This is a genomic window from Goodfellowiella coeruleoviolacea, assembly GCF_024171785.1.
Classification (GTDB): Bacteria; Actinomycetota; Actinomycetes; order Mycobacteriales; family Pseudonocardiaceae; genus Goodfellowiella; species Goodfellowiella coeruleoviolacea.
The window spans coordinates 644,893-660,047 of sequence record NZ_JAMTCK010000001.1; the positions used below are offsets into that span (position 1 = coordinate 644,893).

The 15,155-nt window shown below is 72.9% G+C and carries 14 protein-coding genes; 2 read left to right on the forward strand and 12 right to left on the reverse strand.

Annotation, left to right across the window (positions count from 1 at the left end; all coding sequences use genetic code 11):
• Positions 1-63: 63 nt before the first annotated feature.
• The 3 genes from LX83_RS02635 to LX83_RS02645 form a co-directional block, all read right to left on the reverse strand.
• Entirely contained in the window at positions 64-582 is a 519-nt protein-coding gene (locus LX83_RS02635) for a methylated-DNA--[protein]-cysteine S-methyltransferase (RefSeq protein WP_253766539.1), read from the reverse strand.
• Positions 583-695: 113 nt separating this feature from the next.
• Positions 696-1,352, reverse strand: coding sequence for a hypothetical protein (locus LX83_RS02640; protein ID WP_253766541.1), 657 nt, complete (start codon positions 1,350-1,352; stop codon positions 696-698).
• Entirely contained in the window at positions 1,349-2,233 is an 885-nt protein-coding gene (locus tag LX83_RS02645; RefSeq protein WP_253766542.1) for an ATP-binding cassette domain-containing protein, read from the reverse strand. Before LX83_RS02645 ends, LX83_RS02640 begins: the two co-directional genes overlap by 4 nt.
• A gap of 265 nt (positions 2,234-2,498) precedes the next feature.
• On the opposite strand from LX83_RS02645, the gene LX83_RS02650 reads away from it, so the two are divergent.
• On the forward strand, positions 2,499-3,251 hold the full coding sequence (locus LX83_RS02650; protein WP_253766544.1) for a MerR family transcriptional regulator: 753 nt from the start codon (positions 2,499-2,501) through the stop codon (positions 3,249-3,251).
• Between the two features lie 76 nt (positions 3,252-3,327).
• On the opposite strand, the gene LX83_RS02655 is transcribed toward LX83_RS02650, so the two are convergent.
• From LX83_RS02655 to pafA, 9 genes are all read right to left on the reverse strand, one after another.
• Complete coding sequence (locus LX83_RS02655; RefSeq protein ID WP_253766546.1) at positions 3,328-4,527, reverse strand: GNAT family N-acetyltransferase; 1,200 nt, start codon at positions 4,525-4,527, stop codon at positions 3,328-3,330.
• Positions 4,528-4,579: 52 nt separating this feature from the next.
• Positions 4,580-5,290: a DUF4333 domain-containing protein gene (locus LX83_RS02660; RefSeq protein WP_253766548.1), complete on the reverse strand. Its 711-nt coding sequence runs from the start codon at positions 5,288-5,290 to the stop codon at positions 4,580-4,582.
• Between the two features lie 150 nt (positions 5,291-5,440).
• A complete protein-coding gene (locus LX83_RS02665; protein WP_253766550.1) occupies positions 5,441-8,263 on the reverse strand; it encodes a DEAD/DEAH box helicase in 2,823 nt (940 codons plus the stop codon).
• A gap of 170 nt (positions 8,264-8,433) precedes the next feature.
• Positions 8,434-9,321, reverse strand: coding sequence for a twin-arginine translocase subunit TatC (tatC, locus tag LX83_RS02670; protein WP_253766551.1), 888 nt, complete (start codon positions 9,319-9,321; stop codon positions 8,434-8,436).
• A gap of 113 nt (positions 9,322-9,434) precedes the next feature.
• Positions 9,435-9,731 (reverse strand): Sec-independent protein translocase subunit TatA, encoded by a 297-nt coding sequence (tatA, locus tag LX83_RS02675; protein WP_253766553.1) that lies wholly within the window; start codon positions 9,729-9,731, stop codon positions 9,435-9,437.
• 52 nt (positions 9,732-9,783) lie between these two features.
• The gene (locus LX83_RS02680) at positions 9,784-10,008 is read right to left on the reverse strand and encodes a bacteriophage holin (protein ID WP_253766555.1); all 225 of its coding nucleotides are present in this window, start codon (positions 10,006-10,008) and stop codon (positions 9,784-9,786) included.
• A 19-nt stretch (positions 10,009-10,027) separates the two neighbouring features.
• Positions 10,028-10,999, reverse strand: a complete 972-nt coding sequence (locus LX83_RS02685) for a helix-turn-helix transcriptional regulator (RefSeq protein WP_253766557.1) — start codon at positions 10,997-10,999, stop codon at positions 10,028-10,030.
• Positions 10,996-12,033 carry a helix-turn-helix transcriptional regulator gene (locus LX83_RS02690; protein WP_253766559.1) on the reverse strand — a complete coding sequence of 346 codons (1,038 nt, stop codon included), beginning with the start codon at positions 12,031-12,033 and terminating at the stop codon, positions 10,996-10,998. Before LX83_RS02690 ends, LX83_RS02685 begins: the two co-directional genes overlap by 4 nt.
• Positions 12,034-12,134: 101 nt before the next feature.
• The gene (gene pafA, locus LX83_RS02695; protein ID WP_253766561.1) at positions 12,135-13,493 is read right to left on the reverse strand and encodes a Pup--protein ligase; all 1,359 of its coding nucleotides are present in this window, start codon (positions 13,491-13,493) and stop codon (positions 12,135-12,137) included.
• 77 nt (positions 13,494-13,570) lie between these two features.
• On the opposite strand from pafA, the gene LX83_RS02700 reads away from it, so the two are divergent.
• Positions 13,571-15,088: a bifunctional phosphatase PAP2/diacylglycerol kinase family protein gene (locus LX83_RS02700; protein WP_253766563.1), complete on the forward strand. Its 1,518-nt coding sequence runs from the start codon at positions 13,571-13,573 to the stop codon at positions 15,086-15,088.
• Positions 15,089-15,155: the final 67 nt, after the last annotated feature.

The window sequence follows — 15,155 nt, forward strand, 5'->3', positions numbered from 1 at the left end:
GTTTTCCCGCGACTGTCTGTCGGCGTGCTGGCATCGCGCCCCGCTGGCCGGGGCGCTCGCCGGTCAGTCCAGCCAGAGCGGGTGGCTGCCGCGTTCGAAGTCCAGCAGCTGCCGCTTGCGGTCCAGGCCGCCGCCGTAGCCGGTGAGATCACCGTTGGCGCCCACCACGCGGTGGCAGGGCACGATGATGCCGACCGGGTTGCGCCCGTTGGCCAGGCCGACCGCGCGGGCCGCGGTGGGCTGGCCGAGCTGCTCGGCGAGTTCGCCGTAGGACACCGTGGTCCCGTAGGGGATCTCCCGCAACAGCGCCCAGACCCGCTGCTGGAACGGGGTGCCTGCCAGGGTCAGCGGCAGCTCGAACTGGGTCAGCTCGCCGGCGAAGTAGGCGGTGAGCTGCTCGACGACCGCGCCGAACGGTGTCGGATCGGGCTCCCCGAACGTCTCCTGGGCCGGCCGGTACCGCTGCTGGTGCATGTACAGCCCGGTCAGCACCCCGTCGGCCGCCACCAGGGTGAGCGGCCCCACCGGGCTGTCGACGGTGGTGTGCGTGCGGTGGCCCGCCGCCAGGGCACTCGCCCTCATCCGGATTTCCTTCCCGCCAGTCGGTTTCACTGTGCTCGCCTGCCAGCATCGCCGGTGGTGCCGGCCGGGGCTGGCGGAAAACCGACATCATCCCCGCCCCGGCCCAGCGCCGGTCAGTCCCGGCGGGCGGCCACGAACCGGGTGAGCGCCGTGCTGGCCAGCAGCAGCACCACCGCCGCGGCCGCGTACCCGGTGACCGGCCCGACCACGTCCTCGGCCGCGCGCTCCTCGGTGAGCAGCCTGACCAGCGGGTTGACCGGCGGCACGCCCCGCGCCAGCAGCAGGAACAGCACCAGCGCCAGCGCCGCCACCAGGGAGTAGCCGGGCCGGCCGATCACCAGGCGGGAGCACACCAGCCCCACGGCGACGCCCGTGCAGGCGGCGGTGAGCTGGGCCTCGGCCCCGAGCAGCAGGGCCACCGGCGTGACCGGGTGGCGGCCGGTCACCAGCGGGTAGCCCAGGCCGACCACGGCCAGCACCAGGCAGCAGGCCAGTGCGGCGAGCACCGTGGCCGCCAGCACCCGGCCGGACCGGCCGGCGTTGACCACGGTGATCGCCCGCAGCACCGGGTCCTCGACGTTGACCAGGGCCACGGTCACCCAGGTGGCGCACACGAACAGCGCGCCGGCGCAGATCGCGTACACCGGCGCCAGCGGCCCGTTGTCGCTGCCGGCGAACACGGCCAGCCCGGCGACGAACAGCAGCGTGGGCGGCAGGTAGCGCTGCGAGTGCAGCAGGGTGGCCAGCGCGTACCGGACCAGCGCGATCACCGGGCGCTCCCCTCGACGGCCGGGCCGGCCGCCCGGTCGGCGACGTGCGGGCGCGACACGCCGACCACCGACCAGCCCCGGGTCAGGGCGGTCAGCAGCAGCGCGTCGCAGTGCGCTTCGGCGACCCGCAGGCTGACCCGCCCGTCGCCGTCGGCCACCTGGCGCACACCGGGCAGTGCGGGCCAGTCCGGCGCGTCGGGCCGACCCCGCTCGGCCGGCCAGGCCAGCACCACCCTGGCCGCGGCGGCGTGGCCGGCGCCGGCCGGCCGGTCCGCGCTGGACAGCCGGCCGCCACTGATCCGGTGCGTGCGGGTGGCGTTGGCGCTGGTCACCGCCTCGCGGTGGTCGGTGAACACCACGCACCCGCCCGCGGCGGCCACCTCGGTGATGATCTCACTGAGCACCCCGTGCGCGGACACGTCCAACCCGGACCAGGGCTCGTCCAGCACCAGCAGCTCCGGCCGCACCAGCAGGGCCTGGGCCAGCGCCACCTTCTGGGCGTTGCCCTTGGAGAGCTGGCGGATCGGGGTGTCCGCCCCGCCCACCAGCGCGAGCCGGTCGAGCAACCCGGTCGCGGCGGCCGTGGCCGCCCGCGTGGTCAGCCCGCGCACCCGGCCCATGTGGGTCAGGTAGGCCGTGGCGGACATCCGCTCGCCAGCGGGAAACCGCTCCGGCACGTAGCCGACCGCCCTCGGCCGGCCGGACACCGAGCCGGTGCTGGGCCGGGTCAGCCCGACCAGCATGCGCAGCAGCGTGGACTTGCCCGAGCCGTTGCCCCCGGTGACCGCGACCACCTCACCGGCGGCGAACCCGGTGGTGACGTCGGTGAGCACCCACCGCCCCCGGCCGTAGCGCTTGCCGACCGCTTCCAACCTCAGCACAGCAGCCCTTCCCGGACGCGCTCCCTCGGCCGTGTCGCCGCCCCGTCCACACCGCAGGATACGGGTGGGCCGGCCGGCCGGGCCGACCATCCACTTCGGACCAGACCCGAACCGTCTGTCCCAAAAGGACAGTCATCGGGCCGTTCCGGTGCCCCGCAGGCGGTTTCCGCCGGCTCGACGAGGGCCGCGACCGCGCGTTTGCTCCTGACGTAACGTCAGGTCATAGCGTCGTGGCCGCCGGCGCGACCGCGCTGGTGGAAGACAGGTGAACGGCAGGATGGAACGGCTCTACAAGGTGGGACAGCTCGCCGAGGCCGCCGGGCTCACGGTGCGCACCCTGCACCACTACGACCGGGTGGGCCTGGTGTGCCCGTCCGCCCGGACGCACTCCGGGCACCGGCTGTACGGCGAGGCCGACGTGCGCCGCCTCTACCAGGTGCTGGCCCTGCGCCAGTTGGGACTGCCCCTGGAGGCGATCGCCGAGGTGCTCAACGGCGAGGTGCCCCTGGAACCGCTGCTCACCCGGCACCGCGACCACGTCGACGAGCAGGTGGCGGCGATGCGCGTGCTGCGGGCCCAGTTGAGCACGGTGCTGGCGAGCCTGCGCACCACCAACCACGCCGACATCACCGACTTCCTGGCACTCATCCAGAAGGTGACCACGGTGGACGAGACAGTGCGGAAGTACTTCAGCCAGGCTCAGCTGGCCGAGTTGGCGGAGCGGCGTGAACAACAGGGCGAGGACTCCGCCACCCGGGTCCAGCAGCAGTGGCAGGAGCTGATCCCCCGGGTGCAGGCGGCGGTCGAGGCCGGCGCGGACCCGACCACGCCCGAGGCACAGGAGCTGGCCCGCGAGTGGATGTCGCTGCTGGAGCGGTTCCACGGCGGTGACAGCGGGCTGCGCGACTCGCTGTACCGGATGCAGGCCGACAACGCGGCCCGGATCCAGGCGGAGTACGGCGGCCCGTCACCGGAGCAACTGGAGTTCATCAGGCGCGCCAACGCCGCCCGCCGCTGACCGACCCGCTGGCGGGCCGCACCACCACCCGGTGCGGCCCGCCGCGTCGCGCCCACCTCAGCAGGTTTCGCTCACCTCAGAAGTACGTGCCCGACCACGGCACCTGGCCGGTGGCGAACAGCCGGTCGGCGTTGGGCAGCGCGGCCGGGTCGGCGACCTGCACCAGGCCGGCCGCGGCCAGGGTGGACGGCGCGACATCACCCAGGTAGGCCGCGGCCAGCGCGGTCACGTCCAGGGCCAGCTGCGCCGGCTCGTCGGTGGGTTCGGCACCGTCCGGGCCGATCCGGTAGTGGCCGTGGTTGGCGGGCAACAGGGCGTCGGCGACCTCGACCACCACCGGGTTGGCCTCGCCGTAGGTGCGGGCGGCCAGCGCGTCGGGCACGTGCAGCAGCCGCAGCCAGGTCTCGTCGTGGACCGCGCGCACCTCGCCGGCCCGGCGGTCGGCCAGCATCAGGTCCACCGGCTCGTCCAGCGGACGCAGCTCGGCCACCACCTCGTCGACCAGGTCCACCCGCAGCAGGAACCGCCACAGCCCGGCCAGCGCCTGGGGCGAGCCGGCCACCAGGTCGCGCACGGTCAGCACACTCTTCTCACCGTGGCCGCCCCGCCGCACGCCGTAGACCACGAAGCCGTCGTCCCCGTGCGGCCCGGTGTGCACGGCCGCGACCTTGGTCTCGCCGGGTTCGGGGCGGCCCAGCCGGTACCACCAGCCCGACCAGCGCTGGATCCACCCCGGGCGCTGCGGCCCCACCGCCTCGAACACCGTGGGCAGCACCGAGGTGAACGCGTCGGTGTCCACCAGCCGCACCTCGCCGCCGGCGGGTGCGTGCCCGTGCATGGCGGAGCGCCGCCGATCCACCACCAGGGTGCGGCCGCGGCTGGCCACGCCGAAGCCGAACCGGCCGTAGATGACCGCCTCGGTGGCCCGCAGGGTGGCCGCGACGGAGCCCTGCTCACGCAGCTGGGTCAACTGGCTGCGCAGCAGCGCGCTCAGCACGCCGCGCCGGGTGCGGTCGGCCCGCACGCCCACCCGGCTGATCGCGGCGTGGGGCACGGTGGCCCCGCCGGGAACCGCGAGCCGGGACGCCCACGAGGTGGCGGTGCCGATCAGCCGGTCGCCCTCGAACGCGCCCAGCGTCCGGGAGTTGTCGTAGTACGTGGTGGCCGCGGTCCAGTCCGCGTCCGAGATGGGTGGCCGGTGCAGGGCCGCGAGGAACAGGTCCTGCGCCGCGCGCAGCTCGGACTGGTCCAGAAGACGTAAACGGTGGGCAGTCACAGGCTGATACTGCCTGGACTGCCCACCGCTCGCGAAATGACTTATCCGCTGCTCAGTCGGGTTGGCCGACCTCGTACTGGCCGTCCTCGGTCTTGACCGTGATCTTGATCTTCTTGCTGTCCCCGTCGATCTTGGCGGTGCACTCGAAGGTGCTGCCGACCTCGACCTTCTTGTTGCTCGGGCAGCTCACGTCGCTGACGTTGTCCAGCTTGTAGTCGTCCTTGAGGATCTTCTCGACGCCCTGCTGCACGGCCTTGTTGTCGAACACCGTGCTGTTCAGGAAGCCGGGTGCGACCAGGCCGGTCACCAGGAACGCGGCAATGGCCACCACGACCACGCCGAGCACGATCCACAGCGTGGGCGACTTCTTCTGCGGCGCCTCCGGCCCGGGGTAGCCGCCCGGCTGCTGGCCGTAACCGCCGAACTGCTGTTGCTGCCCGTAGCCGGGGTAGGGCTGGCCGGGCGGCTGGCCGTAGCCGGGGTAGCCCTGGGCCTGCTGCTGGCCGGTGTTCGGGTCGGCCTGCTGGGCGTAGCCGGGGTAGGGCTGGGTCTGCTGCTGACCCGCGTTCGGGTCGGCCTGCGGGCTGTACCCCGGATACGGCTGCTGCCCATAACCCTGTCCGGGCGCAGCCGGCTGGCCGTAACCGCCCTGCGCGGGGAACCCACCGGACGGAGTACCGGAGTTGTACCCGGTGCCGTAGGGCTGCTGCTGGCCCCACTGCTGCGGGTCGTTGCCTCCCGACGGTCCGTACGGGCTGGTCATGATGGCCTCCGGGATCCGGGTCGTGGTTGGCTGAGTCAGCCGTGGTGATCTGGGTTGACGGCGGTCGGCGCACGGCCGTGACGCAACAACTGCCGGCCGCGATCAAACCACAGGTCAGCCCGGCCGCCTCAGTCGGCCCGAAAACCTTTGTCAGACCGTGCCCATCGCCACAACGCCCCGGCGCAGCGCGGCCACCGCCTTGGCCGCGGTCGCACCCACCGGATCGCCGCCGCCCACCACGTTGCGGATCTGGTCCAGCAGGTCGACCACCTGCCGGCACCAGCGCACGAAGTCGCCGGCCGAGAGTTCCTGCCCGGCCGACTCCGCCGCGGTGAGCACCCGCTCCAGCGACTCACCCCGCGCCCACCGGTACACCGGCCAGGCGAAGCCCGGGTCGGGTTCGCGGGTCCGCTCCAACCGGTGCCGGCGCTCGTCGTCCTCCAGCTCGGCCCACAGCCGGGCGGTGTCGGCCAACGCGTCGCTGACCGGCCCGGCCGGCAGCCGCGCCTCCAGCGCGCTGTCCCGCCTGGCCTCGTAGACCAGTGCGGACACCACCGCGGCCAGCTCCGCCGGCCCCAGCCCCTGCCACACCCGGTGCCGCAGGCACTCGGCGGCCAGCAGGTCGGACTCGCTGTAGAGCCGGGTCAGCCGGCGGCCGTGCTCGGTGAGCACCTCCTCCGGCGCCTGCTCACCCGCGCCGCCCGCCCCGGCCGTCTCGGCGCCGGCAGTCTCGTCCGGTTCGGCCACGGCCAGGTAGCCGCGTTCCCGCAGCAGCGCCCTGATCCGGTCGAAGGCCCTGGCCAGCGAGTGGGTGGTGGCGGCGACACGGCGTTCCAGCTGCTCGGTCTCGGCGCGCAACCGGTGGTAGCGCTCGGCCCACCGGGCGTGGCTCTCCCGGTCGTCGCAGCCGTGGCACGGGTGGGCGCGCAGCGCGCGGCGCAGCGTGGCCAGCTCCGGGTCCTCGTCCACCCCGGAGCGCCGCCGGTTGCGCGGCGGCACGCTGATGCCGGTGTTGCGCAGCGAGGACGCCAGGTCCCGGCGCGACTTGGGCGAGCGCACGTCGACCCGCTTGGGCAGCTTCATCCGACCCAGCGGCTCCACCGGGGTGGGGAAGTCGGTGACCGAGAGCTGGCCGGCCCAGCGGTCCTCGGTGAGCACGAACGGCCTCGGCTCGCCGAGCGGGTCCAGGCCGGGGTCGATGACCACGGCCAGCCCGGCCCGGCGGCCCGAGGGCACCGCGATGACATCGCCCTTGCGCAGCCGTTCCAGCGAGGCCGCGGCCTCGGCCCGGCGCACCGAGCTGTTCTGCCTGGCCAGTGCCTTCTCCCGGTCGGAGACCTTGCGGCGCAGCTCGGCGTACTCGGTGAAGTCGCCGAGGTGGCAGGTCATCGCCTCGGCGTAGCCGGCCAGCGCCTCCCGGTTGCGCTCCACCCGCCGGGCCAGCCCCACCACCGAGCGGTCGGCCTGGAACTGGGCGAAGGACTGCTCCAGCAGCTCCCTGGCCGCGGCCGCGCCGACCTGCTGCACGAGGTTGACCGCCATGTTGTAGCCGGGCCGGAACGACGAGCGCAGCGGGTAGGTGCGGGTCGAGGCCAGCCCGGCGACCTGCTTGGGGTCGATGCCCGGCTGCCACACCACCACGGCGTGGCCCTCCACGTCGATGCCCCGCCGCCCGGCCCGACCGGTGAGCTGGGTGTACTCCCCCGGGGTCAGCTCGACGTGCGCCTCGCCGTTGTACTTGACCAGCTTCTCCAGCACCACGGTCCGGGCCGGCATGTTGATGCCCAGCGCCAGGGTCTCGGTGGCGAACACGACCTTGACCAGGCCGCGGACGAACAGCTCCTCCACGGTCTCCTTGAACGCGGGCAGCAGGCCGGCGTGGTGGCTGGCGATGCCCCGCTCCAGCGCCTCGCGCCACTCCCAGTAGCCGAGCACCAGCAGGTCGCCGGCGGGCAGGTCGCTGGTGCGCTCGTCGATGATCCGGCGGACCTGCTCGGCCTCGTCGGGGGTGTTGAGCCGGAGCCCGCCGCGCACGCACTGGTTGACCGCGGCGTCGCAGCCGGCACGGCTGAACACGAACACGATCGCCGGCAGCAGCGCGGCCAGGTCCAGCCGCTGCACCACGTCCACCCGGGACGGCGGGCGGAACCGGGGGCCGCGCGGCCCTGGCCCGCCGTTCTGGCCACCGGTGCGGCCCCGGCGCCCCCACGGCACGTGGAACCGGCCCAGCTCCTCGGTGACCCGCAGCAGCTGCGGGTTGACCCTGGCCCGCCCGTCCGGCGCCTCGCCGACGAACAGGTCCAGCAGCCGGCCGCCGGCCAGCATGTGCTGCCACAGCGGCACCGGCCGGTGCTCGTCCACCACCACGGTGGTGTCCCCGCGCACCTCCACCAGCCACTCGCCGAACTCCTCGGCGTTGCTGACCGTGGCCGACAGGCTGACCACCTTCACCGACTCGGGCAGGTGCAGGATCACCTCCTCCCACACCGCGCCCCGGAACCGGTCGGCCAGGTAGTGGACCTCGTCCATCACCACGTAGCTCAGGCCGGCCAGGGCCGAGGAGCCGGCGTAGAGCATGTTGCGCAGCACCTCGGTGGTCATCACCACCACCGGGGCGTCCCCGTTGATCGAGGTGTCCCCGGTGAGCAGGCCCACCATTGCGGAGCCGTAGCGGGCGGTGAGATCAGCGAACTTCTGGTTGGACAGCGCCTTGATGGGCGTGGTGTAGAAGCACTTCCCCCCTTCGCTGAGGGCGAGGTGCACGGCGAACTCGCCCACCACGGTCTTGCCCGCTCCGGTCGGCGCGCACACCAGCACGCCGTGTCCTCCTTCGAGGGCCTCGCACGCCTGGAGCTGGAACGGGTCCAGCTCGAAGGAGAGCAGGGAGAGAAAATCGGTCAGCTTCGGCCGGGAGGAGCGACGACGGGATTCGGCGTACCTCTCGGCGGGAGTCTTGGAAGGGCTGGCAGCCACGACACCAGGCTTCCACATGACACCGACAGACGCCGCGAAGTATTACTCCCCGAGAGGTGGAATCGGTCATATCGGGCACGCCACGGGGTGTCGGGCCCGAAAAAACCGCTCCCGGCGGGCGAAGGTCTCGCGCACCGGGAGCGGAGGGTGGTCGAACGGTGACCGGGTGGTCAGGTCGCGTCGTCGTACTTGACCCGCTGCTGGCCGTCCGCGGCGATCGGCTCCGCCGGCTCGACCGGTTCCGGGGTGTAGTCGAACGGCGCCGCCTCGTCGTCGCTGAGGTTGTCCCAGCCCTCGGCGGCCCGCCGCCTGGCCTTGCGCCGGTCGTTGATCCGGGCGATCTGGATGGCCAGTTCGAACAGGATGGTCAACGCGACGGCCATGGCGACCATCGAGATCGGGTCGGTGCCCGGGGTGGCCACCGCCGCGAAGATGAACAGCGCGAAGATGATGCCGCGCCGCCACTGCCGCAGCTTCTCGTAGGGCAGCACGCCCACCAGGTTGAGCATCACCACCAGCAGCGGCAGTTCGAAGCTCACCCCGAAGACCAGCAGCAGCCCGAGGATGAAGTTGACGTAGCTCGACCCGGCCAGCGCGGTGACGAACGCGTCACCACCGAAGCTGCTCAGCACCAGCAGGCCCTGCGGCGCGACGAAGTAGGCCAGCACCGCGCCCGCGACGAACAGCACCACCGCGCAGAGGACGAAGCTCGCCGCGAACTTGCGCTCCTTGGCGTACAGCCCCGGGGTGATGAACGCCCAGATCTGGTACAGCCAGATCGGGCTGGTCAGCACCGCGCCAACGCCGATGCCCACCTTCATCTGGATCAGGAACGCCTCGAACGGCGCCGTCTGCAACAGCCGGCACTCGCCGTCGAACTTGACCCGCATGTCCGACGGCAACGCGCAGTACGGCTCGGTGAGCAGGTCGCTGAGCGAGGGCAGCCCCCACACCCGGTACTGGAACCACAGGAACCCGAGCACGCCGCCGGCCAGCACGGCCAGCAATGCCACCCCCAGGCGGTTGCGCAGCTCGTAGATGTGCTCGATGAGCGTCATCGTGCCGTCAGGGTTGTGCCTCCGGCTCCGCTGACGGCGACGTTCTCGGCGTTGCTGACGTGCTGTTGCCTGGCGGCGGGTTGAGTCCTCACCCACCGTGGGGCCCGTCCTTCTCAGTTGTTGACGTTGCTCTTGGGCGTCGACGCCTGCGGCTGCGCGGGCTGGACCACCTGCGGCTGGGCCGCGGGCAGCTGCTGCGGCTGCGCCACCGGCTGCTGCGGCTGCGGCTGCGGCGCGGCGGCGCTGGGCTGCTCGGCCTCCTCCTCGGCGCGCAGGCCCTTGGTCTCGGCCTTGAAGATCTTCATCGACCGGCCGATCGAGCGAGCCATGTCCGGCATCTTCTTGGCGCCGAACAGCAACACGATCACCACGGCGATGATGATCAGCTCAGGTACTCCGAGGTTACCCACGGTGGTCCTCCTGTCCTTCCCCGGTGCAGTCGATGGTACGTGGTGCGAACCGTCACCGGTCTCGCGCCGTGCGCCGCCGTTGGTCCACGGCCACCCGCAGCGCGGCCGACCGCGCCTTGAGCAGCCCAACGTCGTCACCGACCTGGTCGTTGACCAGCCTGCTGGTCGAGGCGAACCTGCGCAAGGACCGAAACACGCGGATTCCCACCGCGGCCAGCACGGCCAGGCCCAGCGCCAGTCCCACTGCCACGATCAGCACGGTCGATAAGTACGGCACGGCGCACACGGTATCCGCACTAGGTTGCCAGCAGGTGATCCGCCCGCCGCAACGCCTCGGCCGCCCGTTCGACCACCTGGTCGGCCAGGTCAGCGGGTGCTTCCACGCGCACCGCACCGCCCAGTCCCAGCAGCAGCCGCACCATCCACGAGGTGTCCGCGTAGCGCATCAGCACCCGCAGCCGGCCGTCGGCCAGCTCGGTGACCTCCTCCATCGGGTAGTACTCGGCGACCCAGCGGACGTCGGGTTCGAGCACCAGGCGGGCGACGCGCTGCGAGGGATCGGGCTGGAACAGCCCCTCGGAGGTGTCGGTGGGCTGGGCGTGCGGCGGCGGCACGGCCGGCTCGTCCAGCACCCGCACCTCGTCGATGCGGTCCAGCCGGAACAGGCTGACCCGCTCGGCCGAGCGGCACCACGCCTCCAGGTAGCTGCGGCCCTCCAGCAGCAGCAGGCGCATCGGGTCCACGGTCCGCTCGCTGATGGCGTCCCGGGAAGCCGTGTAGTAGCGGATGCGCACCGCCCTGCGGCCCTGCACGGCCGCGCGGACCGCGTCCCTGGTCCGGGCGGTCTCCTGACCCTCCCGGGCGGACAGGCCGACCACCACGCCGGCCGGGTGGGCCTGGCCGGCCGCGGCCTCGATCTTGGCCAGGGTCCGCTGCACCGCGTCGACGTCCACCACGCCCGGGGTGTCGGCCAGCGCGCGCAGCGCGACCACCAGCGAGGTGGCCTCGGCCGCGGTCAGCCGCAGCGGCCGGCGCATGCCCGCGTCGAAGGTGACCGTGACGGTCTCGCCCTCGAAGGACAGGTCGATCAGGTCGCCCGGCCCGTACCCGGGCAGGCCGCACATCCACAGCAGCTCCAGGTCCCGGCGTAACTGCTTGGGCGTGACGCCGAAGTCCTGGGCCGCCTCCTCGATGAGGATGCCCGGCCGGGCGATCAGGTACGGCACCAGGGCCAGCAGTCGGGGCAGCCGCTCGGTGGCCGGTCTCACGCTCGTTCCTCCGCCGTCAGGTGGCCCGTGGCCACCGGGTGTGCTGATCCGTCGTGGTCCAGCCGGGCCGCCAGCGCGCCGAGCAGCCGCTCGCGCACGGCCCTGGCCAGCGTGTCGGGCTGCAGCACCAGCACGTCGGGGCCGAAGCCGGCGATCCAGCTCGCGGCCGTGTCCGGCAGGTCCAGGTCGATCTCGACGAGGTCGCCGGGCACGCCGGCCACGGTGCGGCTGCCCACGGTGCGGGCCCGGCGGCGCAGCCCGTGCGCCCGGTCCTCGGCCACCCACAGCGTCGCGGTGGTCGTGCCCGGCTCGGCGTCGGCACCGGTGCGGGCCACGAACTGGAGCAGGTCCACGTCGACCGGTGGCTGCACCGCGCCCGGCCGGCCCACCAGGCGCACCTCGCCGAGCACCCGGGACAGCCGGAAGCAGCGCGGGGCCGCCCGGTCGCGGTCGTGGCCGACCAGGTACCACCGGCCGCGCCAGGACACCACGCCCCACGGCTCGACCGTGCGCTCGCGCACCTGCACCGAACTCTGCCCCCGGTACCCGAACCGCACCACCTGGCCGGCCTGGACGGCGGCCAGCAGCGGCGCGAACGCCGGCTCGCTGGTGCGCACCCTCGGCTCGACCACGGCGGGCGTGGCCTGGTCCACGTCGACCCCGGCGGCGCGCAGCTTGAGCAGTGCGCCGTGCGCGGCCCCGGTCAGCTCGGGCGAGTCCCACAGCCTGGTGGCCAGGCCGACGGCGGCGGCCTCGTCCGGTTCCAGGTCGATGTCGCCCAGCTCGTAGTCGCGCCGGGCGATCCGGTAGCCCTCCACCGGATCAGCCAGCGCGTTCCTCCCCGTCTCCAGGGGAATGCCCAGGTCGCGCAGTTCGGCTTTGTCCCGTTCGAACATGCGGAAGAACGCCTCGTCACTCGGGGCGTCGGCATAGCCCGGGACGATGGCGCGGATACGGTCGGCTGTCAGGTACTGACGGGTCGACAACAGGCACAGCACCAGGTTGACAAGCCGCTCGGCACGTGCGGTGGCCACCAGCAGACCCTAACGCTGCCCGGTGAGCGCGTGACGATCGCCTCATGTCCCGCGCCCCGGGAGAGCCCGGTGCGCCCGCGCACGTGCCGGCGGCCGGTCCGCTACAGCGACGCGATCAGCCGGTCCACCCGCTCGTCCACCGCGCGGAACGGGTCCTTGCACAGCACCGTCCGCTGCGCCTGGTCGTTCAGCTTGAGGTGCACCCAGTCCACGGTGAAGTCCCGGCCGGCGGCCTGGGCCGCGGCGATGAAGTCGCCCCGCAGCTTGGCCCTGGTGGTCTGCGGCGGGGTGTCCTTGGCCGCCTCGATCTCACCGTCGTCGGTGACCCGCTCCACCTGCCCCTTGCGCTGCAGCAGGTCGAAGATGCCCCGACCGCGGCGGATGTCGTGGTAGGCCAGGTCCAGCTGGGCGATGCGCGGGCTGGACAGCTCCAGACCGTGCTTGCTCTGGTAGCGCTCGACCAGCCGGTGCTTGATGGCCCAGTCGATCTCCCGGTCGATCTTGCCCAGGTCCTGGTTCTCCACCGCGTCCAGGGTGCGGCCCCACAGCTCCACCACCCGGCGCGCGGTCGCGTCCGGGGTGCGGCGCTCCACGTGCTCGACCGCGCGCTCGTAGTACTCCCGCTGGATGTCCAGCGCGGACGCCTCCTTGCCGCCGGCCAGCCGGACCGTGCGGCGCCCGGTCAGGTCGTGGCTGATCTCCCGGATCGCCCTTATCGGGTTGTCCAGGCTGAAGTCGCGGAACTGCACGCCCTGCTCGATCATCTCCAGCACCAGGTTCGCGCTGCCCACCTTGAGCAGCGTGGTCACCTCGGACATGTTCGAGTCGCCGACGATCACGTGCAGCCGGCGGTAGCGCTCGGCGTCGGCGTGCGGCTCGTCGCGGGTGTTGATGATCGGCCGGGACCGGGTGGTCGCGCTGGACACGCCCTCCCAGATGTGCTCGGCGCGCTGCGACAGGCAGTAGACCGCGCCGCGCGGCGTCTGCAGCACCTTGCCTGCGCCGCAGATGAGCTGCCTGGTCACCAGGAAGGGCAGCAGCACGTCGGCGATCCGGGAGAACTCACCCGCCCGGGCGACCAGGTAGTTCTCGTGACAGCCGTAGGAGTTGCCCGCCGAGTCGGTGTTGTTCTTGAACAGGAAGATGTCCCCGCCGATGCCCTCGTCGGCCAGCCGCCGCTCGGCGTCGACCAGCAGGTCCTCCAGAATGCGCTCGCCAGCCTTGTCGTGGGTGACCAGCTGGGTCAGGTCGTCGCACTCGGCTGTGGCGTACTCCGGGTGCGATCCGACGTCCAGGTACAGGCGGGAACCGTTGCGGAGGAAAACGTTGGACGACCGGCCCCACGACACCACCCGCCGGAACAGGTATCGCGCGACTTCGTCGGGCGACAGCCGGCGCTGCCCATGGAAGGTGCAGGTCACCCCGAACTCAGTCTCAATACCGAAGATGCGCCGCTCCATCCCTTCACCCTAAGCGCAATTCGCGCGGCGATCAGTGAGCCGTTCGGGGCGACATCCGTTCGACTACCGTGCCAGGCGTGTGGAAACGACTGCGTGACTCCCTGGCACGGGTGGGTCGGATCGACCAGGAACTGGTGCGGCGCAGCGCAGCCGTGCGCCGCACACCCGCCGACCAGGGGCTCAAGCAGCTCACCAGGTCGGCCAACCACAGCCTGCTGTGGTTCGCCTGCGCCGCGGTGCTGGCCACCCGCAAGGGGGCACCCCGCCGTGCGGCGCTGCGCGGCGTGGTGGCCATCGCCGGGGCCAGCGCCACGGTCAACCTGGTGGGCAAGAGCCTGTTCCCCCGGCGCCGGCCGGCCGCCGACCTGATGCCGGTGCGCCGGCGGCTGACCAGGCGGCCGACCTCCTCGTCCTTCCCGTCCGGCCACGCCGCCTCGGCTGCGGCGTTCACCACGGCCGTGACCATGGAACACCCCGCGGCCGGGCTGGCACTGGCCCCGGTCGCCGCGGCCGTGGCCTACTCCCGGGTGCACACCGGCGTGCACTGGCCCTCGGACGTGGCGGTCGGCGCGCTGATCGGGATCGGCACCGGCCTGGCCACCCGGCGCTGGTGGCCGCTGGGCCAGGGCGAGCCGGCCAGGGCCAGGCAGCCGGCGCTGGTGCCGGCCATCACCGACGGCGCCGGCCTGACCGTGCTGGTCAACCCGGGCGCCGGCGTGGACACCGAGGACCCGGAGGAGCAGATCAGGCGGCGCTGGCCCAGGGCGGCCGTGGTCTACCCCGACCCGGACACCGACCTGGTCGACCAGTTGCGCGGTCTGGTGGACCGCGGTGCGCAGGCGCCGCGCGCGCTGGGCGTGGCCGGCGGGGACGGCACGGCCGCGGCGGTGTCCAGCGTGGCCGCCGAGTACGACCTGCCCATGGTGCTGATCCCGGCCGGCACCCTGAACCACTTCGCCCGCGACGTGGGCGTGCGCGGGCTCGACGACGTGGCCGAGGCCGTGGCGACCGGCGACGGCGTGCTGGTCGACCTGGGCGCGGTCCGGGTCGACGGGAACCCGCTGCGCTGGTTCGTCAACACCGCCAGCCTGGGCGGCTACCCGGACATGGTGCGGCTGCGCGAGCGGCTGCAGGACCGGTGGGGCAAGTGGCCGGCCGCGGGCATGGCGCTGGCCAAGGTGCTGGCCCGGTCCCGCCCGCTGCGGATGGAACTCAACGGCGCGCCGCACCTGGTGTGGGTGCTGTTCGTGGGCAACGGCCCGTACCGGCCCAAGGGGTTCGCCCCGACCAGCCGGCCCAAGCTGGACACCGGCCAGCTGGACGTGCGCTACGTCCGGGCCGACGTCCGCTTCTCCCGGCTGCGCTTCGTGCTGGCGGCGCTGCTGGGCGCGCTCAACCACAGCCCCACCTACCAGCACCTGGAAACCAGCAAGCTCGACGTGCGGGTGCTGGGCAGCCCGGTGGCGATCGCCACCGACGGTGAGGTGGGGCCGGAGGGCCGACACTTCGTGTTCCAGTCCCAGCCGGCCGCGCTGGGCATCTACCGGGCCAACCCGGAGGCGGACAGCGCCGGGAGCGACGCCGGCAGCCCCTGAGAACAACGGGCGGAGAACAGCGGGGCCAGGCGTGCTCGCGGAGCGCGCCCGGCCCTGGAACGCCGAG

Bases quoted from the DNA above. Each gene is read 5' to 3' on its own strand.
- LX83_RS02635 (WP_253766539.1), bottom strand. From the start codon at position 582: ATGAGGGCGAGTGCCCTGGCGGCGGGCCACCGCACGCACACCACCGTC.
- LX83_RS02660 (WP_253766548.1), bottom strand. From the start codon at position 5,290: ATGACCAGCCCGTACGGACCGTCGGGAGGCAACGACCCGCAGCAGTGG.
- tatC (WP_253766551.1), bottom strand. From the start codon at position 9,321: ATGACGCTCATCGAGCACATCTACGAGCTGCGCAACCGCCTGGGGGTG.
- pafA (WP_253766561.1), bottom strand. From the start codon at position 13,493: ATGGAGCGGCGCATCTTCGGTATTGAGACTGAGTTCGGGGTGACCTGC.